This is a genomic window from Citrobacter sp. Marseille-Q5395, from assembly GCF_947057495.1.
Taxonomy (GTDB): Bacteria; Pseudomonadota; Gammaproteobacteria; order Enterobacterales; family Enterobacteriaceae; genus Citrobacter; species Citrobacter murliniae.
On the sequence record NZ_CAMSEL010000005.1, the window covers coordinates 248312 to 269102 of the forward strand.

Below are 20791 nucleotides of genomic sequence, written 5' to 3' on the forward strand. Positions count from 1 at the left end.
GCCTAGTATGGCTCAGATGATTTCAAAAAGACGGCAAAGGAAGAGAAATCCCAATAACAGGCTACTTAATACGATTGAAAATGAGACATATAGCTTATTTTTACCGCGCTGATGTAACAGGATGATCGATGCGCAACTCATCAACAAAAAAGTCGCAATCGCATAAGGCCATTCACCAAAATGAAACCATCCCCGCAGCGTTAATACGGCGGGTACCATCATTGAAAACGCGGTACGTCTCCAGGAAAGTGCCGTGCGTTCAGGCTGAAGTCCAGGATCGCGGTTGGCGCTTACCCCCACAGCATTATTCCCAGTAATACCGCCACAACAACAAGAAACAGAGACAACGCAAAGATAAAGCGGGTATAGCACAACTGGCTGTCCAGGCGCATAGCGTATTCATTATGCCGCCAGCGCCGCCACGCCAGACCACCAAGCAGGGCTCCGCCCATGACAAGAAATAATGCAAGGGAGTGGCGTAAACCAGGAGAGGAGAGCTGCGGAGAAAATTGATCAACGCCCACCGCACCCGCCATTAATGCCAGAGCGGTGCGGATCCAGGCAAGAAAAGTACGTTCATTGGCAAGTGTAAAACGATAATCGGGTTTTTTACCCGCCAGCCACCATTTACCAACAGGTTTTGGAGCAAAATCATTATCCTGAGGACTCACGTTTAATCCTTTCTTTTATCAACAACTCTTTAATCGACAATCCGGTCACTCCGCTATCCCGCAGGTTGTGACGCGTAATTTCGGTACATAAAAACTCGATAATAAACAACTGCGAAATACGCGTAGAAATTGAATCCCCTTGCATCGGCCCTGCTTCACCACTTGTCAGCCAGAATGTATTCGCCAGCTCGTTCAGCGGTGAGTGATGACTATGTGTTATCGCCAGGGTGTAAGCGCCCCTTTTTTGAGCCAGACGAAACGCATTGACTACTTCTGGCGTCTCTCCTGAATGGGAAAATGCGACCACCAGGTCGTCAGCCTTCAGATTGGCCAGCTTAAGGGTCATCGTGAAGCGATCGGTAAACGCTTCAGAGTCAATTCCCAGACGATTCATCTTGTCGCGCGCCTCCAGCGCTGCCAGTCCGGATGCGCCAAATCCAACAAACATCACGCGCCGGGCCGCCAAAAAGCGCTCAACAACGGGCTTCACCACTTTCATATCCAGCAGGTCAATCGTCTCCCGACTTGAGGTCTCAATCATCAAGGCGATTTTTTGTGCTACTTCGTTGCGCGAATCATCCAGAAAAATATCCGGTGAAGATGGCAATGACAGATCGCTTTCCGTCAATAGTTCCCGCTTGAGGTCAGCCTTCAGGTTCAGCAACCCGTCATAGCCCACTTTCTTACAAAAACGCACGATAGTCGCTTCACTGACGCCAATTTCCAGCGCCAGTTTCTTTACTGGTAGCTGCACGACCAGGCCCGGGTTTTGCAAAATATAACCGGCAATTTTTCCATCAGTATCCCCAAGGCTACCGAGGATATTCGCAAGATAAACGCGCACGTTTTTTTTATTCACACTCATTACGGGCTCTCCTGACCGCGAGATAAGTCAGGTAGTTTATCCCGCTTACCGTCCGCTGTCTGCCGGGAACCTGACCGAGAGCCAATGGCTATGCTGCTCTCCTGCATTCAGCCATTGAATGCCTCTCTTATGCGCTATTTGTCCGTCAAAACAGGGATCGTCCGTGGTGCCAGATAAGGGTTCCACGCACAATAAATTCGCGCCAGGTATGCCCCACAGGGCCAGCCATTGCTGGTTTCCAGCAAAGACTATCTGTTCAACGCCATCCGGCGAGCAAACCGCCCAATGGTTGTCATCACTCTGCGAAAAATAGACGGCACCATGGTTAAAGCTCTCCGGCAGAAGCGGAAATGTCGCGATACCGGGGGCATTATCGCTGATCTGCAATGTCCTCTTCTGAGTAGCAAACGGCCCCGTGCACACTGAATTGAATCGCACCGTCCAACCTGGTTCACTCGCTACAGGCAGTGCAAATCCTGGATGCCAGCCAGAGGAATAGCCCCACGTTTCATCACTTGTATTGAATACCGACCATGTCACACGTATACCGTCGGATTCTAGATACCATCCAATACGAACCTGCCAGGAAAATGGCCACACCTCGCGTGTGCTGGCCGTATCATGAGCTTCAATCACCAAGTGAGTTGCATCCTGCTCCACGCAGTCAAATATCTGATAACGCAGAAAACCGTGTGCGGAGAGCGGAAAAAAGCGCTCTCCCTGCCATAGCCCGTTATGGATAAGCTGGCCTACAACGGGGAAAAGCTGCGTCGCCGAGTTATTCCACACGTCTGGTTGCGGTTGCCATATCCAGTTGCGTTGGCCTTTGTTATCCCACAGCAAGCTAAGCTCCGCGCCGGTTGCCTGCACGGTCATACGAAAGCGGGCATTTTCTAAATTCCATTCCACTTTCCCGTTCCTATGCCGTACGCAGTAATAAGCGCGTCTGGTAGACCATGGCGCGATGTTTATCACCGGTAAATAACTTATCGATTAATGCGAAAATATCAGCTTCATCAACACTGCACCCCACGGTCAGTTCCAATGCATCTTCGCTGCTGTTGCGGATCAAAAACGCCAATGCCTCTGCAACGCCAGGATGCGCACAGGCATACCCTGCGATCTGTTCATGTTGTCGTTGGATAAATTGCGCATCGCGCTCAGGCGTGAGTGGATCGAGTTCGAAGCGCGTATACAGTTCTGGCGGCGCATCATGCTGTTGCATCATGGGGATCAACGCGGCGGCATAGCGTTGAGATAAGGTTCCATCATTAAGTGGCTGAAACTGTCCCGGATCGCTTTTAACATCGAACAACTTATCGCCAAAGCGCCATGGATTAAGATAACCAAAGGTGGCGGGGATCTGCATCACCTGTACACCCTGGGTAAAATCGAAGCCCGGATGAATACGAATATCCTTTAGCTCATCAATTTTAAAAGGGCTATCAATACGCGTAGGCATCAACGTATATTCATACAGATTCGTTTTATTCTGCTCGCGCGGGCAGCGCATATAAACGTATTCACCATCGGTGATATTGATATGGCCACCAAAATAACCAAACAGCGCATAATCACGGATCGACTCATCACGTTCAATGGCCGGGCGCAGAGGTTTTCCTGTCATGGTTGCCGGGCGGGGAATATCAAAATATTCCAGTAACGTCGCCGGAATATCTATTGTCTGCGCCAGTGCGCTACGTCTGACACCCTGCGTTTTACTGCGCGGATCGCGGATAAAGAACGGCGTATTAGCGATTTCGTTATACACCGGCATGATATTTTTACCCCACCACTGGTGCTCCCCCAGCAGGAACCCATGGTCGGTACAGACGATAAACAGAGTGTCATCCCACAGATCCAGCGCCTTAAGTTTATCCATCACCTGACCAAGATAATCATCACACATGGTGATTAGCGCCTGATAAAACTTACGGACTTTCTGATCTTCTGACCCGCCAGGCGCTCCACAGTAATAGGGTACCCAGCCGTCGAATTCACCGGGTTTACAGCCATACTGCTCCAGGTACTTTTCAGGAACGAAGAACGGTTCGTGCGGATCAAAACACTCGATTTGTAAAAACCAGTTATCCTGGTGTTGGTTAGTTTCGAGAAACTCTATACCCGCGCTAATCGTGCGGTGGGTAAAATGTTCCTGCTGGGTAGGCATAGCAGCACGATTGATTAAATCCTGGGTCATACGTCCGGCACGACGACGAAGCGTCTCTTCATCCTCGTTGCCCTGCCAGTGGATTAGTGGCTTTTCAACCTGTCCTTTCCAGCAATCCCCCTCTTGCCCGCGAATAAACTCAAACGTGGAATAACGCGTATGATACGTCGCGCCACCGTCGCGCCAGTAGTGCTTATGGTCAGTAACCATATGTGTATGCACACCATTCTGACGCAACGATTGCATCGCCGAGAAATCAAAAGGTTCCAGCGGTCCCCAGCTACGATGCAGAAAATTATAGCGCCCGGTATGCAGCTCACGTCGTGCGGGCATGCAAGGCATGCTCCCTACGTAAAAGTTATCGAACTGGGCGGACTCCTGCGCCAGACGCGTAAAATTCGGCGTTATCGCATCACCGCCATAGGGCGCAAGGTGATTACGGGTTAGGGTGTCGAACATCAACATAACTGCTTTCATAAGACCGCTCTCTTTATGAACCGATAAATTCTTCAATTTCGTTTTTAATCAGCGTGACATGAGGTCCATAAACAACCTGTACGCCCTGACCGCGAATGAATGCGCCTTTACTGCCAAGCTGTTTGAAGTCATCCAGCCTCACCTTCTCCGGCTCATTTACAGTGATACGCAAACGAGTTGCACAGCAGTCCACATCGACAATATTGCTGCGACCGCCTAACGCCTCAACGATCCCGGCAGCACGTGCATCCGTTGCCACGTTCACGACCGGCGTTTCTTCGCTTTCATCTTCACGACCCGGCGTTTTCAATTGCCGCCATTGAATGATGAAACGGAAGGTAAAGTAATAGACGCTGAACATCACAACACCCAGCGGCAGCATGTAAACCCAATTGGTTTTGGCGTTCCCCTGCAACACCCCAAAAAGCAGGAAGTCCACCAGCCCACCGGAGAATGTCTGACCGACCGTAATCTCCAGGATATGCGTCAGCATGAATGCCACACCGGTTAAGACGATATGCACGGCGTAAAGCAGCGGTGCGCAGAACATAAATGCGAACTCGAGTGGTTCGGTAATCCCGGTCACGAATGCGGTCAATGCGGCAGAAAGCATCAAGCTGGCGACTTTCTTTTTGTTTTCCGGTTTTGCGCAGTGATAGATCGCCAACGCAGCACCCGGCAGACCAAACATGAAATCGGCAAAGCGTCCGGCCATAAAGCGTGAAACACCAATGTAGTACTGCGTTACCGAAGGATCGGCCAGTTGAGCGAAAAAGATATTCTGTGTGCCTTCGACGACATGGCCATTAACAACGGCTTCACCACCGACGCTCGTTAACCAAAATGGCATGTAGAAAAGATGATGTAACCCCAGAGGGATCAGGCATTTGAGGATCATGCCGTAAATTAACGTACCAAGATAACCGGTCTTTTCAACAAGAATGCCAAGGTGAGAAATCCCTGCCTGCACGTGCGGCCAGACCCAGAACAGCGCAACGCCAAGAAAGATGGCAAAGAACGACGTCATTATGGGGACAAAGCGCGAACCGCTAAAAAATGCCAGCATATTAGGTAGCTGAGTTTTTCCATACCGGCTATGTGTCCAGGAGGTTAGCAACCCACACATCACCCCACCAAGCACACCGGTTTGCAGCGTCGTGATCCCCAGAACACTCGCCTGCCCGGCAGCGGCGAGATTTTCTGTCGCCAATGTTCCCGTCAGCAACAACAGCGCATTGATTGCTTTATTCATCACCAGAAAGCAAAGGACTGCTGCCAGACCCGCAGTGCCTTTGTCACTGCGCGCCAGTCCCACGGCAATACCGACGGAAAATAGCAGTGATAAGTTATCAAACACGACACTACCGCAAAGTCGCATAACGGTAAAAATAGCCTGCACAATCTCATTGTTGAGGAAAGGGTAGGTCGAAATGGTCACTGGGTTGGTAAATACGCCGCCAAATCCCAGTAACAACCCCGCAGCGGGAAGAATGGCAATTGGCAACATAAACGACTTACCCAGATTCTGTGCTCCAGAAAATAATCTGCTCATACGAATCCCTGATACTGGCGAATGAAGTTTTAATTTCACGATTAACATGCTTTAATGAAATTATTGTTCCGATCATTCGTTCACTTTGTCAACATAAGACGTTGGAATAGTGACCTTGATCACCAAAAACTTTCTAACGCCTTGAGGGAGAACGCCATGAAACGTCCATTTCATTTAATGGCAAAACCTGTTAGTTATCAGTGCAATATTGCTTGCGACTACTGTTTTTATCTGGGGAAGGAACACGGGACATTGAAACCTGCTCACCAGCAGCGCCATATGGATGAGAAGACGCTGGAGCAGTACATCAAACAGTACATCAATGCTCATCCGGGTAACGAAATTGAGTTTACCTGGCAAGGAGGGGAGCCCACTCTGGCAGGGCTACCCTTTTATCAGCGTGTCGTTGAGCTTCAGCAGAAACACGCCTGCGGCAAGACCATCCGCAACAGTATCCAGACAAACGGTGTACTCATTAATGAAGTATGGGCTAACTTTCTGGCCCAAAACCGTTTTCTTGTTGGGTTGTCTATCGATGGACCCGCGTACTTACATGACCGCTACCGCAAAACACGCAGACAGGACTCAATATTTGAGAAGGTGATTAACGCTATGCGTGTGCTGACTCAATATGGCGTGGAAGTGAATGTACTGTGCGTAGTCAACAACGTCACAGCTGAATATCCTGTTGAAATCTATAATTTTTTGAGCCGCGATTTAGGGGCGACTTTTATTCAATTCATTCCGGCAGTAGAACAGTTACCCCTTGCACAACGCTACGGTGAACTACTGTATCCACAATCAATGGCTCAGCGTGCTGTCACTTCGTGGTCCGTTTCAGGTGAGCAATGGGGACGATTTATTATCCAGATTTTCGATACCTGGGTACGAAGAGATGTCGGACGCGTCTTTATCCAGTTATTTGACAGCGCACTGGCCGCCTGGCTGGGTGAAAAACCTTCATTGTGCGTGATGCAATCGACCTGCGGATTCGGTCTGGTCGTGGAGCAAAATGGTGATGTCTACAGTTGCGATCACTACGTTTACCCTGAACACCGACTGGGCAATCTGCGACGCGATAATTTAGAAAAAATGGTGAACAGTAAGCAACAGCACAAATTTGGAATGGCAAAAGCACAAGTTGCTGCCCAATGTGAACGCTGTGAATGGCGTTTTGCCTGCCATGGGGGTTGCCCAAAACATCGGATTCATCCTTCAGGTAAACGCTGGCATAACCATTTGTGTGAGGGCTATCAAGCCATGTTCAGCCATATGGACCCGTATATGCAGTTTATGGCGGCGCAAATACGACGCCAGCAACCACCTGCAGCGGTAATGGATATAGCTGCAACTCTCAGCAACAAGACAACGTAATCACTCAATGATCCAAATAGAGGTAATGCATCCAGCTGGTCATGCGTAGCAAAACTTTACGCATCACGGAGACATGCGCGAAGTGGTCGGAATAGACCGCCACCTGGGCATAAATACCATCCGGTAAAGCGTCTACTTCAGCATTTGGCTCCAGCTCAATTGTCGCCAGTACGCCATCGGTGCCCGGCACAACCGTTAAAGACTGTAACGCGCCTTGTGCCTGATAAGAGCCACCAGGAACAACCGGCAAAATGCTGGTTAGCTTGCCAGAGAATACCTGGCCAGGCAGAGCATTAAACACCACCTCCGCCTCATCGCCCGGTTCAAGACGTAGCAGTGAGTTTTGGCGGAATTGCGCCACTATTTGCCGTTTTTGTTCGGGAATAAACACCATTACCGGTCGCAGCGGCAGCGCGGCAGCATAGGTGCCAGGTCGGATAAGCACCTGCGTCACGTAACCATTACTGGGCGCACGAATAACGGTCTGATCCAGATTGTATTTCGCTTCTGTCAGTTGAGCCCGCAGGCTAACAATCTGCGACTGCTCACCGTTGACCATACTATCTAACTGACTTTGAATTTGTGCCTGTTCAGCGACAGAGCCTTTGACTAAGGCATCCTGAGCCAGAAAGTTTTGCCGGGCGTTGTCGATATCGCTTTCAGAGAACGGATTCACTCGCGCCTGGCTACCTTTCAGATAACGTTGGTAATCTTTGTACAGACGGTCACGTTCTGCAGAAACCTGGGTGGTATTGGCCTGCGCTTCGGCTAATTGCGCCTTCAAAGTCTCAATATTATGCGTTGCCGTCACCAGGTCAGCCTGTAATCTGTCGACGCGTGCCTGATAACGGACAGGATCGAGCTTAAATAGCACCTCGCCTTTTTTAATCAACTGGTTATTTTTGTCTGTTACCTCGCTAACAATCCCAGTGACCTGCGGCGTAATGGGAATTGAGATAACGGCTTTCTGCGCGGTAAATGTGTACGGGTGGTTATAGTTCATTAATAAGATAAGTCCCGCGACAATAAACACCCCACCCAATGCTGCGGTAGCTAATGTCCACTGATTGACCGGAATTCGAAATATCTTAAATATCGCCCACGCGAACGCGACGTAGGTCAAAACAATCAACAGATCCATGATCAAATCTCCGGAAAGGTGGAGTCATCGGTTTTATTCGCCTCTGCCAGCTTTTTTTCCAGCAGAGTGATGCGCGCTGACAATGCGGCAATCTCAGGATCTGGCTCCTTTCCGGCCGGCGTGATGTGTGACTGCATTCCCCAACCCCGTTCAGGCTGGTAGAGCGTGGCCCATATCCACAGGAATGGCCAGATGACATGCAGCGTAAACAGACTCACCCACCCTGCGGTATGAATAGCGTCGGCATGTGGATGATTGCGCTTTTTCGCCATGTTATAGGGGATATCGTGGATAGCGATGATTCCGTAGAACAGAACCAGAAAAACGAAGATCAGCACGCCCAATGCAAAATAGTTTAGAAACATAGCTGCCTCGGATTCACGCTAATTAGAATTTTGTATGTGCTGGCAGCCGTACGCACCCTGGCTGATATTTTGAACATAACTGCAGATAGGCATTTCCGCCATATCACAAATAAAATATTTTTTCTGGTGAGAAATTGCTCTATTTTGCGGAAAAACAGGCCAGAGAAGAATCAGCTATAGATCACATTTGGATTTATTCAAATGAAAATATCTTGAGATCCAGATCACAAAAACTCAACAAACAGAGAAGTGAAAAACGTGAACTAATTCACATTTAACCGCCTTTTTTAGCGAATTCTTGCGCATAGATGTTTTTATGTACTGGTATTTTGTGATCATAGTCACATTAACTAATACCACACACCCTATATTTACGTGACGCGAATCACATAAAAGCCCGTCGACTGGACAGTTGAACGATTCAGTGCCAGATTTCGCAGTATCTACAGGGTCCGGCTACCTCCTGCCGCTACATTAACAAACCTCGGGCTTTCAGCCTGCGCGATAGCAAACATAAGAAGGGGTGTTTTTATGTCATCCGATTTTAAGATCAAAGTGCAAAGCTTTGGTCGATTCCTCAGCAACATGGTGATGCCAAATATCGGCGCGTTTATCGCGTGGGGTATTATCACCGCATTATTCATTCCGACAGGGTGGTTGCCGAACGAAACGCTGGCGAAGCTCGTCGGTCCAATGATCACCTATCTCCTGCCGCTGCTGATTGGTTACACCGGCGGTAAACTGGTTGGCGGCGATCGTGGCGGCGTGGTCGGTGCTATCACCACTATGGGTGTTATCGTCGGTGCGGATATGCCGATGTTCCTCGGTGCAATGATCGCGGGCCCGTTGGGCGGCTGGGCAATCAAACACTTCGACGGCTGGGTAGACGGTAAGATCAAGTCCGGTTTTGAGATGCTGGTGAATAACTTCTCCGCTGGCATCATCGGTATGATCCTCGCCATTCTGGCATTCCTCGGCATTGGTCCATTGGTTGAAGCACTGTCCAAAATTCTGGCGGCAGGCGTTAACTTCATGGTTGTCCATGACATGCTGCCACTGGCGTCTATTTTTGTTGAACCGGCGAAAATCCTGTTCCTGAACAACGCCATCAACCACGGTATTTTCTCACCGCTGGGTATTCAGCAGTCCCATGAGATGGGCAAATCCATCTTCTTCCTGATTGAAGCAAACCCGGGTCCGGGTATGGGCGTCCTGCTGGCGTACATGTTCTTTGGTCGTGGCAGCGCTAAACAGTCTGCTGGCGGTGCGGCTATCATCCACTTCCTGGGCGGTATCCACGAAATTTACTTCCCGTACGTACTGATGAACCCGCGTCTGATTCTGGCTGTTATCCTCGGCGGTATGACTGGCGTCTTTACCCTGACTATCCTGGGTGGCGGTCTGGTTTCTCCGGCATCTCCTGGTTCAATCCTGGCCGTGCTGGCAATGACGCCGAAGGGCGCATACTTTGCCAACATCGCTGCAATCTGTGCGGCAATGGCGGTCTCCTTTGTGGTCTCAGCTATTCTGCTGAAAACCAGCAAAGTGAAAGAAGATGACGACATTGATGCAGCAACTCGCCGCATGCAGGACATGAAAGCGGAATCTAAAGGCGCATCTCCGCTGTCTGCTGCCGATGTCACCAACGACCTGAGCCACGTGCGTAAAATCATCGTAGCCTGTGATGCCGGTATGGGGTCCAGCGCGATGGGTGCCGGCGTACTGCGTAAGAAAGTACAGGATGCGGGTCTGTCGCAGATTTCCGTCACCAACAGTGCGATTAACAACCTGCCGCCGGATGTGGATCTGGTCATTACCCACCGTGACCTGACCGAACGCGCTATGCGCCAGGTTCCGCAGGCACAGCATATTTCGCTGACCAACTTCCTCGACAGCGGTCTGTACAGCAGCCTGACTGAGCGTCTGGTGGCGGCACAGCGCCACAACGTCAACGAAGAGAAAGTACGTGGTCATCTGAAAGACAGCTTTGACGAGGGCGATAACAACCTGTTCAAACTGGGTGCGGAGAATATCTTCCTTGGCCGTAAAGCCACCAACAAAGAAGAAGCGATTCGCTTTGCCGGTGAGCAACTGGTAAAAGGCGGCTACGTTGAACCTGAGTATGTTGAAGCGATGCTGGACCGCGAAAAACTGACCCCAACCTACCTGGGTGAGTCCATCGCTGTACCGCACGGTACGGTTGAAGCTAAAGACCGCGTCCTGAAAACCGGTGTGGTGTTCTGCCAATACCCGGAAGGCGTACGCTTCGGTGAAGAAGAAGACGACATTGCTCGTCTGGTAATTGGTATCGCCGCTCGTAATAACGAGCATATTCAGGTCATTACCAGCCTGACCAACGCGCTGGATGATGAATCCGTGATCGAACGTCTGGCGCATACCACCAGCGTGGATGAAGTTCTGGCACTGCTGGCTGGTCGTAAGTAAGTCCCATGGCCCGATGGCGCTAGCGCTTATCGGGCCTGCGTCCCACTCTCTCCGATGGCGGGAGAAGGTTGGGGTGAGGGGGAACGTATCGCTGTCCCTCACCCCAGCCCTCTTGGGTAAAAACATTAATGAAGGTTAATACTATGAAAGCATTACATTTTGGCGCAGGTAATATCGGTCGTGGCTTTATCGGTAAACTGCTGGCTGACGCGGGGATACAACTGACGTTTGCGGATGTAAATCAGGTGGTCCTCGATGCCCTGAATGCCCGTCATAGCTATCAGGTTCATGTCGTCGGTGAAAACGAGCAGGTCGATACTGTTTCCGGCGTCAACGCCGTTAGCAGCATCGGCGATGATGTCGTGGAACTGATTGCCCACGTTGATTTAGTGACTACCGCCGTGGGTCCGGTGGTACTTGAGCGTATCGCTCCGGCCATCGCCAAAGGCCTGGTCAAACGTAAAGCCCAGGGTATTACCACCCCGCTGAATATCATTGCCTGTGAAAACATGGTGCGCGGAACCACGCAGTTGAAAGGTCATGTGATGAATGCGCTGGCAGATGCCGATAAAGCCTGGGTTGAAGAGCACATCGGCTTTGTCGATTCCGCCGTAGACCGTATTGTTCCGCCTTCCGCTTCCGCAACCAACGATCCGCTGGAAGTCACCGTGGAAACCTTCAGTGAGTGGATTGTCGACAAAACGCAGTTCATAGGCGAACTGCCGAATATCCCGGGAATGGAATTAACTGATAACCTGATGGCATTTGTCGAACGTAAACTCTTCACGCTGAACACCGGGCATGCTATAACCGCGTACCTCGGAAAATTGACCGGCCATCAGACCATTCGTGACGCGATTCTCGACGAGAAAATCCGCGCAGTGGTAAAAGGTGCGATGGAAGAGAGCGGCGCGGTGCTGATCAAACGCTATGGCTTTGATGCAGCAAAACATGCGGCATACATTCAGAAAATCCTCGGTCGTTTTGAAAACCCGTATCTGAAAGATGACGTTGAACGTGTTGGCCGTCAGCCACTGCGTAAACTGAGCGCTGGCGATCGTCTGATTAAGCCGCTGCTGGGCACAATGGAGTACGCTCTGCCGCACGTTAATCTGGTCAAGGGTATTGCTGCGGCGATGCACTATCGCAGTGAAGAGGACCCACAGGCGCAGGAACTGGCGGCATTAATTGACGAAAAAGGTCCACAGGCCGCACTGGCGCAAGTGTCCGGGCTGGATGCCAACAGTGATGTGGTAGCGGAGGCGGTTAACGCATACATCGCGACCAAATGATAGAGAATCTGGCGCAGCTCAGCCTGCGCCCGAATAACAGATTGTCAGATATGCAGGCAATAATGGAACAAACGCAGGCCTTTGAAAATCGTGTGCTTGAGCGTCTGAATGCTGGCAAAACCGTACGCAGCTTCCTCATCACCGCCGTAGAATTACTCACCGAGGCGGTGAATATTCTGGTGCTCCAGGTATTTCGCAAAGACGACTATGCGGTGAAATACGCAGTAGAACCGTTACTCGACGGCGACGGTCCGCTGGGCGATCTTTCCGTCAGGTTGAAGCTTATCTACGGCCTGGGCGTACTCAGCCGCCCGGAGTATGAGGATGCAGAACTGCTCATGGCTCTACGTGAAGAGTTGAATCACGACGGCAATGAATATGCATTCACCGATGACGAAATCCTCGGACCGTTTGGTGAACTTCACTGCGTAACAGCACTTCCTCCACCGCCACAGTTTGATACCTCAGACTCGGGTTTGTACGCAATGCAAATCCAGCGCTACCAGCAGATGGTACGCTCAACCATGGTACTTTCCCTGACCGAGCTGATTTCTAAAATCAGCTTAAAAAAAGCTTTTCAGAAATAAGCGATGTCGATTTACTTTTCATCCTGCTGTGGTCGGTACAGCTGGCGATAGTACTCCAGACGCTGCAAATACAGCTGCACATTTTCCTGCGGGACTTCAGAAGGAACAACATTGCGCGGCGGTGTTTTATTCAGATACTCGCGAAAAGCCTGGCTTGACGCCATAAAATCGATGGTCTTATCAATAAGAATTGAAACGTTCTCGCCTAGTTTCGCCATAATGACCAATCCTCCATGTATTATCCGCATCCAGCCTGTGTGGCCGTTGATTTAAGTTTAGGATCAGAGAAAAGATTGTATTGAGGAAAACGTGCTTCGCGATAAACCCGCCAACAAAAGCGCCATCATTGATCTTATTACTTAAAATCCATTACCAATCAAACAACTAGTATTATTGTTAGCGATAAAATACTTGCGGCATTTGATTATTTATCTTCGATTAGTTGAGAATAATCCCGCTCTGCGCGCATACTATAGGATATTCATCCTATTTTTATCAGAAGCTATCCTATGAAAGAAGTCGAAAAAAACGAAATTAAACGTCTGAGCGATCGCCTGGATGCCATCCGCCACCAGCAGGCTGATCTCTCGCTGGTTGAAGCCGCCGACAAATACGCCGAGCTGGAAAAAGAGAAAGAAACGCTGGAAGCCGAGATCGCACGTCTGCGTGAAGTGCACGGTCAGAAGCTGAGCAAAGAAGCGCAAAAGCTGACGAAACTCCCGTTTCGCCGTGCTATCACCAAAAAAGAACAGGCAGACATGGGCAAGCTGAAGAAAAGCGTGCGCGGTCTGATCGTCGTACACCCGATGACAGAACTGGGCCGTGAAATGGGCCTAAAAGAGATGACAGGCTTTTCAAAGACCGAGTTTTGATAACAAACCGGGCAACATCCGCTTGCCCGGCCTTCCTTTCCTGCAAATTGGCCCTACCAATTCCAGCCAGTTCCGAAAACCACCTCACATTTCATTAAAATTAGCCTACAATACCGTTGCCAATAAATAACATTTGATTAACCATTCATTGTCATTATCCCTACACAACAATATTGGCAGGGCCACTTTTACACATAATGTGACCAGCAGATGAGCACAGACTCATCCCATTATGTCGGGGGCCCTCAGGAGACCTGCAATGAATCTCTGGCAACAGAACTACGACCCAGCCGGTAACATCTGGCTCTCAAGCTTGATCGCATCACTCCCGATCCTTTTCTTTTTCTTCGCGCTGATTAAGCTCAAGCTGAAAGGTTATGTCGCTGCATCGTGGACGGTAGTGATTGCCCTGTCGGTTGCCCTGCTGTTCTACAAAATGCCAGTCGATCACGCCCTGGCTTCGGTGGTGTACGGCTTCTTTTATGGCCTGTGGCCGATAGCCTGGATAATCATCGCGGCGGTATTTGTCTATAAAATCTCGGTCAAGACCGGGCAGTTCGACATCATCCGCTCCTCAATACTGTCGATTACACCTGACCAGCGCCTGCAAATGCTGATTGTCGGTTTCTCATTTGGTGCATTCCTCGAAGGAGCCGCAGGATTTGGCGCTCCGGTCGCAATAACCGCCGCGCTACTGGTAGGTCTGGGCTTTAACCCTTTGTATGCAGCAGGTTTATGCCTGATTGTGAACACGGCACCAGTCGCTTTTGGTGCGATGGGCATTCCGATTCTGGTCGCGGGTCAGGTTACCGGACTGGACAGTTTTGAGATCGGCCAGATGGTAGGCCGTCAGCTGCCATTCCTGACAATTATCGTACTGTTCTGGATTATGGCGATTATGGATGGATGGCGCGGGGTGAAAGAAACCTGGCCTGCAGTCATGGTCGCGGGCGGTTCCTTTGCCATCGCTCAGTACCTCAGCTCTAACTTCATCGGGCCGGAACTGCCGGATATCATCTCCTCTCTGGTATCGCTGGTCTGTCTGACGCTGTTCCTGAAACGCTGGCAACCGGTGCGCATCTTCCGCTTTGGCGATATGGGTGCTTCACAGGTCGATCAGACGCTGGCCCGCACCAACTACACTGCCGGACAAGTTGTCCGCGCGTGGTCGCCGTTCCTGTTCCTGACGGCAACAGTAACCCTCTGGAGCGTACCGCCGTTTAAAGCGCTATTTGCACCAGGCGGCGCGATGTACCACTGGGTAGTCAATATTCCGGTTCCGTTCCTCGACAAGCTGGTTGCCCGCATGCCGCCCGTGGTGCATGAAGCAACGGCCTATGCGGCGGTGTACAAGTTTGACTGGTTCTCGGCAACCGGCACCGCCATTCTGTTTGCCGCCTTGTTGTCTATCGTCTGGCTGAAAATGAAGCCGTCCGCCGCTCTGCAAACCTTCGGCAGTACGCTGAAAGATCTGGCGCTGCCAATCTACTCCATCGGTATGGTGCTGGCATTTGCGTTTATCTCTAACTACTCCGGGCTTTCTTCAACGCTGGCATTGGCGCTGGCGCACACAGGCAGCGCTTTCACCTTCTTCTCACCGTTCCTTGGCTGGCTGGGAGTATTCCTGACAGGTTCGGATACATCGTCAAACGCGCTGTTCGCGGCCCTGCAGGCAACAGCAGCCCAGCAAATTGGTGTCTCAGATGTTCTGATGGTGGCAGCAAATACCACCGGCGGCGTAACAGGAAAAATGATTTCCCCACAATCTATCGCCATTGCCTGTGCGGCTGTGGGACTGGTGGGGAAAGAGTCTGACCTGTTCCGCTTTACCGTGAAACACAGCCTGATTTTCACCTGTATGGTGGGTGTTATTACCACCCTTCAGGCTTATGTCTTAACCTGGATGATTCCATGATTGTGATGCCCAGACGCTTGTCAGACGAGGTTGCTTCTCGTGTGCGGGCGCTGATTGAAGAGCAAAGACTGGAAGCGGGCATGAAATTGCCCGCCGAGCGCCAACTGGCCGTACAGCTGGGTGTGTCGCGCAACTCACTGCGCGAAGCACTGGCAAAACTGGTGAGCGAAGGCGTACTGCTCAGCCGTCGTGGCGGCGGGACGTTTGTCCGCTGGCAGCATGAAGCCTGGTCTGAGCAAAATATTGTTCAGCCACTGAAAAGTCTGATGGCGGACGATCCCGATTACAGTTTCGATATTCTGGAAGCCCGTCACGCCATCGAGGCCAGCACCGCCTGGCACGCCGCAATGCGTGCCACGGTCGCTGATAAAGAGAAAATCCGGCTCTGTTTTGAAGCAACGCAAAGTGAAGATCCGGATCTCGCTTCACAGGCAGACGTTCGCTTTCATCTCGCCATTGCTGAAGCCTCGCACAACGTGGTGCTGTTACAAACCATGCGCGGTTTCTTCGACGTCCTACAGTCTTCGGTGAAACAGAGTCGTCAGCGTATGTACCTCGTCCCCCCCGTATTTTCAAAACTTACGGAACAACATCTGGCGGTACTGGATGCCATTGTCGCCGGGGATGCCGACGGGGCACGCAAAGCGATGATGGCGCACCTCAGTTTTGTCCACACCACGATTAAACGATTTGATGAAGATCAGGCCCGCCAGGCGCGTATCACACGCCTGCCCGGTGACCATAATGAGATTAGCAGGGAGAACAACACATGATTATTTCAGCAGCCAGCGATTATCGCGCCGCAGCCCAACGCATTCTGCCCCCTTTCTTATTCCACTACATTGACGGTGGTGCGTATGCGGAGCATACCCTGCGTCGTAACGTGGCAGATTTATCAGAGGTGGCGCTCCGCCAGCGCGTGCTGAAGAACATGGCAGACCTCAGTCTGGAAACTACCCTGTTCAACGAAAAACTGTCGATGCCGGTCGCTTTAGCGCCGGTTGGTTTGTGTGGCATGTATGCACGCCGGGGTGAAGTTCAGGCCGCCGCCGCCGCTGATGCCAAGGGTATTCCGTTTACCCTTTCGACGGTTTCCGTTTGCCCAATTGAAGAAGTCGCCCCGACCATTAAGCGTCCAATGTGGTTCCAGCTGTACGTCCTGCGCGACCGCGGTTTTATGCGTAACGCCCTGGAGCGCGCCAAAGCAGCAGGCTGCTCCACGTTGGTCTTTACCGTTGATATGCCTACGCCCGGCGCACGTTATCGTGATGCCCATTCTGGTATGAGCGGCCCGAATGCAGCAATGCGCCGCTACTGGCAGGCAGTAACTCATCCACAGTGGGCGTGGGATGTCGGCCTGAACGGCCGTCCGCACGATTTAGGCAATATCTCAGCCTATTTAGGTAAACCAACTGGCCTTGAAGATTATATCGGCTGGCTGGCGAATAACTTCGACCCTTCCATTTCCTGGAAAGACCTGGAGTGGATCCGTGAATTCTGGGATGGCCCGATGGTGATCAAAGGGATCCTCGATGCGGAGGACGCCCGCGACGCCGTGCGCTTTGGCGCGGATGGCATCGTCGTCTCTAACCACGGCGGCCGCCAGCTTGATGGCGTGCTGTCTTCTGCACGCGCGCTGCCCGCCATTGCCGACGCAGTAAAAGGCGATATCGCGATTCTGGCAGATAGCGGCATTCGTAACGGTCTGGACGTCGTGCGTATGATCGCACTGGGGGCCGACAGCGTTCTGCTGGGTCGCGCGTATCTGTACGCTCTGGCAACCCATGGCCAGGCGGGTGTGGCGAATCTGCTGAATCTGATTGAGAAAGAGATGAAGGTGGCGATGACGTTGACCGGCGCGAAATCGATCGGTGAAATCAGCAAAGACTCACTGGTGCAAGAGCTTAGTAAACTTCCGATGGCGCTGGCACCGCTTGCCCATGGGGACGCGGCGTAGTGAAAATGCTATGCTGCCCCCCGCAATTAAGGGGGCAGCATGCTTAACATCGTTTTATTCGAACCAGAAATTCCGCCGAATACCGGCAATATCATCCGCCTGTGTGCTAACACCGGGTTTCGTCTGCATATCATTGAGCCGATGGGTTTTACGTGGGACGACAAACGCCTGCGCCGCGCAGGGCTGGATTATCATGAGTTTACGGCGGTGGTTCGCCATCACGATTACGCCGCGTTTATCGAAGCCGAAAAACCGCAGCGCATGTTCGCCCTCACCACCAAAGGCACCCCAGCACACAGTGCTGTGAGCTATCAGGATGGTGATTATCTGATGTTTGGCCCGGAAACACGCGGCCTGCCAGCGACAATTCTGGACGCCCTGCCAGCCGAACAAAAAATCCGTATTCCAATGATGCCGGACAGTCGCAGTATGAACCTGTCAAATGCGGTATCGGTGGTGGTGTATGAGGCCTGGCGCCAGTTGGGCTATCCTGGAGCAATATTGCGAAGTTGATTTTGAAGGATGGCGGCTGGCGCCTTATCCGACCTACGAACGAATTTGCCATTTATTTTTCGAGCGTTATCGGCGCAGTCAGGTTGGACACGTACTGCGCGCAGCCACCGGAGCGTACACGCAGTACGTGAGGATGGCGAGCACAGCCCGGGTTCAAGATGAGCTCGAAATCAGATGCCGTCGCCGTACTCGAACGTATGGTGTATGCCATTGAAATGCTGATCCATATCCATAGATGGCTTATCACTGTCGGGTTTGCCGACAATCCGTGCTGGAACGCCTGCGGCGGTGGTGTGTGGCGGTACAGGCTGTAAGACGACAGAGCCTGCGCCAATCTTCGCACCGCGTCCAACCTCTATGTTGCCGAGAATTTTCGCTCCCGCGCCAATCATAACGCCTTCACGAATTTTCGGATGGCGATCGCCCCCCGCTTTACCCGTCCCGCCAAGCGTCACGGATTGCAGGATGGAAACATCGTTTTCAATTACCGCAGTTTCACCGACTACAATACCGGTAGCGTGATCGAGCATAATCCCGCGGCCAATTTTTGCCGCCGGGTGAATATCGACCTGGAAAGTGACTGACACCTGATTTTGCAGGAAGATCGCCAGCGCCTGTCGCCCCTGATGCCACAACCAGTGACCGATGCGGTAGGCCTGCAAAGCATGAAAGCCCTTCAGGTACAGAAGTGGGGTTGAGTATTTATCAACGGCCGGGTCACGAGTGCGCACAGCCTGAATATCGCAGGCCGCTGAAGCAATCATTTCTGGATCAGCCGCGTAAGCTTCTTCCACGACTTCGCGGATAGCAATCGCAGGCATTATTGGAGAAGCAAGTTTGTTCGCCAACATATAACTCAGCGCACTGCCGAGGTTTTCATGCTTGAGCAGCGTTGCGTGGTAAAAACTGGCCAGCATTGGCTCACAGTCAGCCAGTGCCCGGGCTTCCGCTTTAATATTTTTCCAGACAATATCCAGTTCTTCACACGGCATTGCATACTCCAGAAGGTAGCAAAACGACCGACCCGTTCTATGCGGGTCGGGTCGTTATAGTAAAACAGATCCTGATAGCTAGTGGTTACTACGCTCGTCCTTGCGTGCACGACCTAATAACGTCAATGCTGCCTCGCGCGCGTTTTTTCCGCAATACAATACTTGATAAATTTCCTCGGTTATTGGCATTTCGACACCAAAACGGTGCGCCAATTCACGAACTTCTTTCGTATTACGGTAACCTTCAACCACCTGGCCAATCTTGTCCTGCGCGCCCTGCACATCCATACCCTGACCAAGCATCATGCCGAAACGACGGTTACGTGACTGGTTATCGGTACAGGTCAGCACCAGATCGCCTAAACCTGCCATTCCCATGAAGGTGGCAGGATCGGCCCCCAGCGCCACGCCAAGGCGCGACATCTCGGTGAGACCACGGGTAATCAATGCCGTACGCGCATTGGCGCCAAAACCGATGCCATCAGACATCCCCGCGCCAATCGCAATCACGTTTTTCACCGCGCCGCCAAGCTGGACACCAATGAAGTCCGGGTTGCTGTAGACACGGAAACTTTTGCCACAGTGCAGCAATTGCTGCAGATCGTCAGCAAAGGTATCGTCCGTCGAAGCCAGAGAAATCGCGGTAGGCATACCCGCCGCCAGCTCTTTAGCAAACGTTGGGCCGGAAATGACCGCCAGCGGGATAGCATCCCCCAGCGCTTCACGCGCGACGTCCTGTAACAGGCGTCCCGTTTCCGCTTCCAGACCTTTTGTCGCCCAAACCAGGCGCGCATCAGAGCGCATCAGCGGTTTGATCTGTCGCAGCACTTCGCCAAAGACATGGCTCGGCACCACTACAAGAATATTACGGCTGGCTGCCAGCGCCGTGGCTAAATCACTTTCCAGGCGCAGCGTTTCAGGAAAAGGCACATCAGGGAGGAACGCGACGTTGCAACGATCGTGCTCAAGAGTCGCGATATGTTTGGGATCATGGCCCCACAGAACAACCTGATGGCCATTTCTTGCCAGGGTGATGGCAAGAGCGGTGCCGTACGAGCCGGCACCAATCACAGTCATTGAAGCATTACTTTGGTTCATCAGGCATCCTGATGTTCTTCAGTACCTTCACCAGCCTGCTGCTGTAAATAGTTCATGAACAGCGCATCGAAGTTGACCGGCGCAAGGTTCAGTTGCGGGAACGTACCGCGTGAAACCAGGCTGGTGATGCATTCGCGGGCATATGGGAACAGAATGTTCGGGCAGTATGCACCCAGGCAATGCGCCATTTGAGTCCCTTCAATACCACTGATGGAGAAGATACCGCCCTGCTGAACTTCGCACAGGAACGCAGTTTCTTCACCCAGAGAAGCCGTTACGGTGACACGCAGCACAACTTCATACACATCATCTGCCAGTTGGGTAGATGCAGTATCAAGATCAAGTTTAACCTCTGGCTGCCAATCTTTCTGGAAAACATGCGGTGCATTTGGCGCTTCGAAAGATACATCCTTGGTATAAATACGTTGGATCTGGAAAGCCATTTCAGTGTTGTTTTGTTCTGACATGTTTAGAAAACCCTTTAGTGTTGTCCTTTAAATACTTT

Annotated in this window: 21 protein-coding genes; 9 read left to right on the forward strand and 12 right to left on the reverse strand. The window is 51.6% G+C overall.

Annotation, left to right across the window (positions count from 1 at the left end):
• Window positions 1-12: 12 nt before the first annotated feature.
• The 6 genes from OH663_RS07390 to OH663_RS07415 are packed head-to-tail and all read right to left on the reverse strand — an operon-like array spanning window position 13 to window position 5735.
• Window positions 13-300: a DUF202 domain-containing protein gene (locus tag OH663_RS07390; protein ID WP_200011275.1), complete on the reverse strand. Its 288-nt coding sequence runs from the start codon at window positions 298-300 to the stop codon at window positions 13-15.
• Window positions 291-671 carry a YidH family protein gene (locus tag OH663_RS07395; RefSeq protein WP_045448756.1) on the reverse strand — a complete coding sequence of 127 codons (381 nt, stop codon included), beginning with the start codon at window positions 669-671 and terminating at the stop codon, window positions 291-293. The genes OH663_RS07390 and OH663_RS07395 overlap by 10 nt, the downstream gene beginning before the upstream one ends.
• Window positions 655-1536 carry a MurR/RpiR family transcriptional regulator gene (locus tag OH663_RS07400; RefSeq protein ID WP_045448758.1) on the reverse strand — a complete coding sequence of 294 codons (882 nt, stop codon included), beginning with the start codon at window positions 1534-1536 and terminating at the stop codon, window positions 655-657. Before OH663_RS07400 ends, OH663_RS07395 begins: the two co-directional genes overlap by 17 nt.
• Before the next feature lie 45 nt (window positions 1537-1581).
• The gene (locus OH663_RS07405) at window positions 1582-2445 is read right to left on the reverse strand and encodes an aldose epimerase family protein (protein ID WP_071829055.1); all 864 of its coding nucleotides are present in this window, start codon (window positions 2443-2445) and stop codon (window positions 1582-1584) included.
• A 10-nt stretch (window positions 2446-2455) separates the two neighbouring features.
• Entirely contained in the window at window positions 2456-4183 is a 1728-nt protein-coding gene (locus tag OH663_RS07410; protein WP_200011258.1) for a sulfatase, read from the reverse strand.
• Between the two features lie 13 nt (window positions 4184-4196).
• Window positions 4197-5735 carry a PTS transporter subunit EIIC gene (locus tag OH663_RS07415; RefSeq protein WP_045448763.1) on the reverse strand — a complete coding sequence of 513 codons (1539 nt, stop codon included), beginning with the start codon at window positions 5733-5735 and terminating at the stop codon, window positions 4197-4199.
• 156 nt (window positions 5736-5891) lie between these two features.
• Between OH663_RS07415 and OH663_RS07420 the strand changes: the two genes are divergently transcribed.
• A complete protein-coding gene (locus tag OH663_RS07420) occupies window positions 5892-7109 on the forward strand; it encodes an anaerobic sulfatase maturase (protein ID WP_200011256.1) in 1218 nt (405 codons plus the stop codon).
• Between the two features lie 4 nt (window positions 7110-7113).
• Here the strand turns inward: OH663_RS07420 and OH663_RS07425 are convergent, their stop codons facing one another.
• Both OH663_RS07425 and OH663_RS07430 read right to left on the reverse strand, forming a co-directional pair.
• Window positions 7114-8250, reverse strand: coding sequence for an HlyD family secretion protein (locus OH663_RS07425; RefSeq protein ID WP_045448766.1), 1137 nt, complete (start codon window positions 8248-8250; stop codon window positions 7114-7116).
• A gap of 2 nt (window positions 8251-8252) precedes the next feature.
• Window positions 8253-8615 (reverse strand): DUF3302 domain-containing protein, encoded by a 363-nt coding sequence (locus OH663_RS07430; RefSeq protein ID WP_045448768.1) that lies wholly within the window; start codon window positions 8613-8615, stop codon window positions 8253-8255.
• Window positions 8616-9146: 531 nt separating this feature from the next.
• Between OH663_RS07430 and mtlA the strand changes: the two genes are divergently transcribed.
• The 3 genes from mtlA to mtlR all read left to right on the forward strand — a co-directional run bounded on the left by mtlA (window position 9147) and on the right by mtlR (window position 12939).
• Window positions 9147-11060, forward strand: coding sequence for a PTS mannitol transporter subunit IICBA (mtlA, locus tag OH663_RS07435; RefSeq protein ID WP_200011254.1), 1914 nt, complete (start codon window positions 9147-9149; stop codon window positions 11058-11060).
• Window positions 11061-11203: 143 nt separating this feature from the next.
• Window positions 11204-12352, forward strand: coding sequence for a mannitol-1-phosphate 5-dehydrogenase (gene mtlD, locus OH663_RS07440; protein ID WP_200011243.1), 1149 nt, complete (start codon window positions 11204-11206; stop codon window positions 12350-12352).
• Window positions 12349-12939, forward strand: coding sequence for a mannitol operon repressor MtlR (mtlR, locus tag OH663_RS07445; RefSeq protein WP_045448772.1), 591 nt, complete (start codon window positions 12349-12351; stop codon window positions 12937-12939). Before mtlD ends, mtlR begins: the two co-directional genes overlap by 4 nt.
• 11 nt (window positions 12940-12950) lie before the next feature.
• Here the strand turns inward: mtlR and OH663_RS07450 are convergent, their stop codons facing one another.
• Window positions 12951-13157: a hypothetical protein gene (locus tag OH663_RS07450; RefSeq protein WP_045448774.1), complete on the reverse strand. Its 207-nt coding sequence runs from the start codon at window positions 13155-13157 to the stop codon at window positions 12951-12953.
• A gap of 291 nt (window positions 13158-13448) precedes the next feature.
• Between OH663_RS07450 and OH663_RS07455 the strand changes: the two genes are divergently transcribed.
• The 5 genes from OH663_RS07455 to trmL all read left to right on the forward strand — a co-directional run bounded on the left by OH663_RS07455 (window position 13449) and on the right by trmL (window position 18196).
• Window positions 13449-13811, forward strand: a complete 363-nt coding sequence (locus OH663_RS07455) for a YibL family ribosome-associated protein (protein ID WP_048223092.1) — start codon at window positions 13449-13451, stop codon at window positions 13809-13811.
• 259 nt (window positions 13812-14070) lie between these two features.
• Entirely contained in the window at window positions 14071-15726 is a 1656-nt protein-coding gene (gene lldP / locus OH663_RS07460) for an L-lactate permease (RefSeq protein ID WP_045448778.1), read from the forward strand.
• Window positions 15723-16499 (forward strand): transcriptional regulator LldR, encoded by a 777-nt coding sequence (gene lldR / locus OH663_RS07465; protein ID WP_045448779.1) that lies wholly within the window; start codon window positions 15723-15725, stop codon window positions 16497-16499. Before lldP ends, lldR begins: the two co-directional genes overlap by 4 nt.
• Window positions 16496-17683: an FMN-dependent L-lactate dehydrogenase LldD gene (lldD, locus tag OH663_RS07470; protein ID WP_045448781.1), complete on the forward strand. Its 1188-nt coding sequence runs from the start codon at window positions 16496-16498 to the stop codon at window positions 17681-17683. Before lldR ends, lldD begins: the two co-directional genes overlap by 4 nt.
• 39 nt (window positions 17684-17722) lie before the next feature.
• The gene (trmL, locus tag OH663_RS07475) at window positions 17723-18196 is read left to right on the forward strand and encodes a tRNA (uridine(34)/cytosine(34)/5-carboxymethylaminomethyluridine(34)-2'-O)-methyltransferase TrmL (RefSeq protein ID WP_045448782.1); all 474 of its coding nucleotides are present in this window, start codon (window positions 17723-17725) and stop codon (window positions 18194-18196) included.
• A gap of 170 nt (window positions 18197-18366) precedes the next feature.
• Here trmL and cysE read toward each other — a convergent pair whose 3' ends face one another.
• The 3 genes from cysE to secB form a co-directional block, all read right to left on the reverse strand.
• On the reverse strand, window positions 18367-19188 hold the full coding sequence (cysE, locus tag OH663_RS07480) for a serine O-acetyltransferase (RefSeq protein WP_045448784.1): 822 nt from the start codon (window positions 19186-19188) through the stop codon (window positions 18367-18369).
• 78 nt (window positions 19189-19266) lie between these two features.
• Complete coding sequence (gene gpsA, locus OH663_RS07485) at window positions 19267-20286, reverse strand: NAD(P)H-dependent glycerol-3-phosphate dehydrogenase (RefSeq protein WP_045448786.1); 1020 nt, start codon at window positions 20284-20286, stop codon at window positions 19267-19269.
• Complete coding sequence (gene secB, locus OH663_RS07490) at window positions 20286-20753, reverse strand: protein-export chaperone SecB (protein WP_003024155.1); 468 nt, start codon at window positions 20751-20753, stop codon at window positions 20286-20288. Before secB ends, gpsA begins: the two co-directional genes overlap by 1 nt.
• Window positions 20754-20791: the final 38 nt, after the last annotated feature.

What these genes read in the sequence shown, in the direction of transcription:
- mtlR (WP_045448772.1), top strand. Translation starts at nt 12,349, where the DNA reads ATGATAGAGAATCTGGCGCAGCTCAGCCTGCGCCCGAATAACAGATTG.
- OH663_RS07425 (WP_045448766.1), bottom strand. Translation starts at nt 8,250, where the DNA reads ATGGATCTGTTGATTGTTTTGACCTACGTCGCGTTCGCGTGGGCGATA.
- mtlA (WP_200011254.1), top strand. Translation starts at nt 9,147, where the DNA reads ATGTCATCCGATTTTAAGATCAAAGTGCAAAGCTTTGGTCGATTCCTC.
- OH663_RS07450 (WP_045448774.1), bottom strand. Translation starts at nt 13,157, where the DNA reads ATGGCGAAACTAGGCGAGAACGTTTCAATTCTTATTGATAAGACCATC.
- lldP (WP_045448778.1), top strand. Translation starts at nt 14,071, where the DNA reads ATGAATCTCTGGCAACAGAACTACGACCCAGCCGGTAACATCTGGCTC.
- mtlD (WP_200011243.1), top strand. Translation starts at nt 11,204, where the DNA reads ATGAAAGCATTACATTTTGGCGCAGGTAATATCGGTCGTGGCTTTATC.
- OH663_RS07400 (WP_045448758.1), bottom strand. Translation starts at nt 1,536, where the DNA reads ATGAGTGTGAATAAAAAAAACGTGCGCGTTTATCTTGCGAATATCCTC.
- secB (WP_003024155.1), bottom strand. Translation starts at nt 20,753, where the DNA reads ATGTCAGAACAAAACAACACTGAAATGGCTTTCCAGATCCAACGTATT.
- gpsA (WP_045448786.1), bottom strand. Translation starts at nt 20,286, where the DNA reads ATGAACCAAAGTAATGCTTCAATGACTGTGATTGGTGCCGGCTCGTAC.
- trmL (WP_045448782.1), top strand. Translation starts at nt 17,723, where the DNA reads ATGCTTAACATCGTTTTATTCGAACCAGAAATTCCGCCGAATACCGGC.
- lldD (WP_045448781.1), top strand. Translation starts at nt 16,496, where the DNA reads ATGATTATTTCAGCAGCCAGCGATTATCGCGCCGCAGCCCAACGCATT.
- cysE (WP_045448784.1), bottom strand. Translation starts at nt 19,188, where the DNA reads ATGCCGTGTGAAGAACTGGATATTGTCTGGAAAAATATTAAAGCGGAA.
- lldR (WP_045448779.1), top strand. Translation starts at nt 15,723, where the DNA reads ATGATTGTGATGCCCAGACGCTTGTCAGACGAGGTTGCTTCTCGTGTG.
- OH663_RS07410 (WP_200011258.1), bottom strand. Translation starts at nt 4,183, where the DNA reads ATGAAAGCAGTTATGTTGATGTTCGACACCCTAACCCGTAATCACCTT.
- OH663_RS07430 (WP_045448768.1), bottom strand. Translation starts at nt 8,615, where the DNA reads ATGTTTCTAAACTATTTTGCATTGGGCGTGCTGATCTTCGTTTTTCTG.
- OH663_RS07420 (WP_200011256.1), top strand. Translation starts at nt 5,892, where the DNA reads ATGAAACGTCCATTTCATTTAATGGCAAAACCTGTTAGTTATCAGTGC.
- OH663_RS07415 (WP_045448763.1), bottom strand. Translation starts at nt 5,735, where the DNA reads ATGAGCAGATTATTTTCTGGAGCACAGAATCTGGGTAAGTCGTTTATG.
- OH663_RS07455 (WP_048223092.1), top strand. Translation starts at nt 13,449, where the DNA reads ATGAAAGAAGTCGAAAAAAACGAAATTAAACGTCTGAGCGATCGCCTG.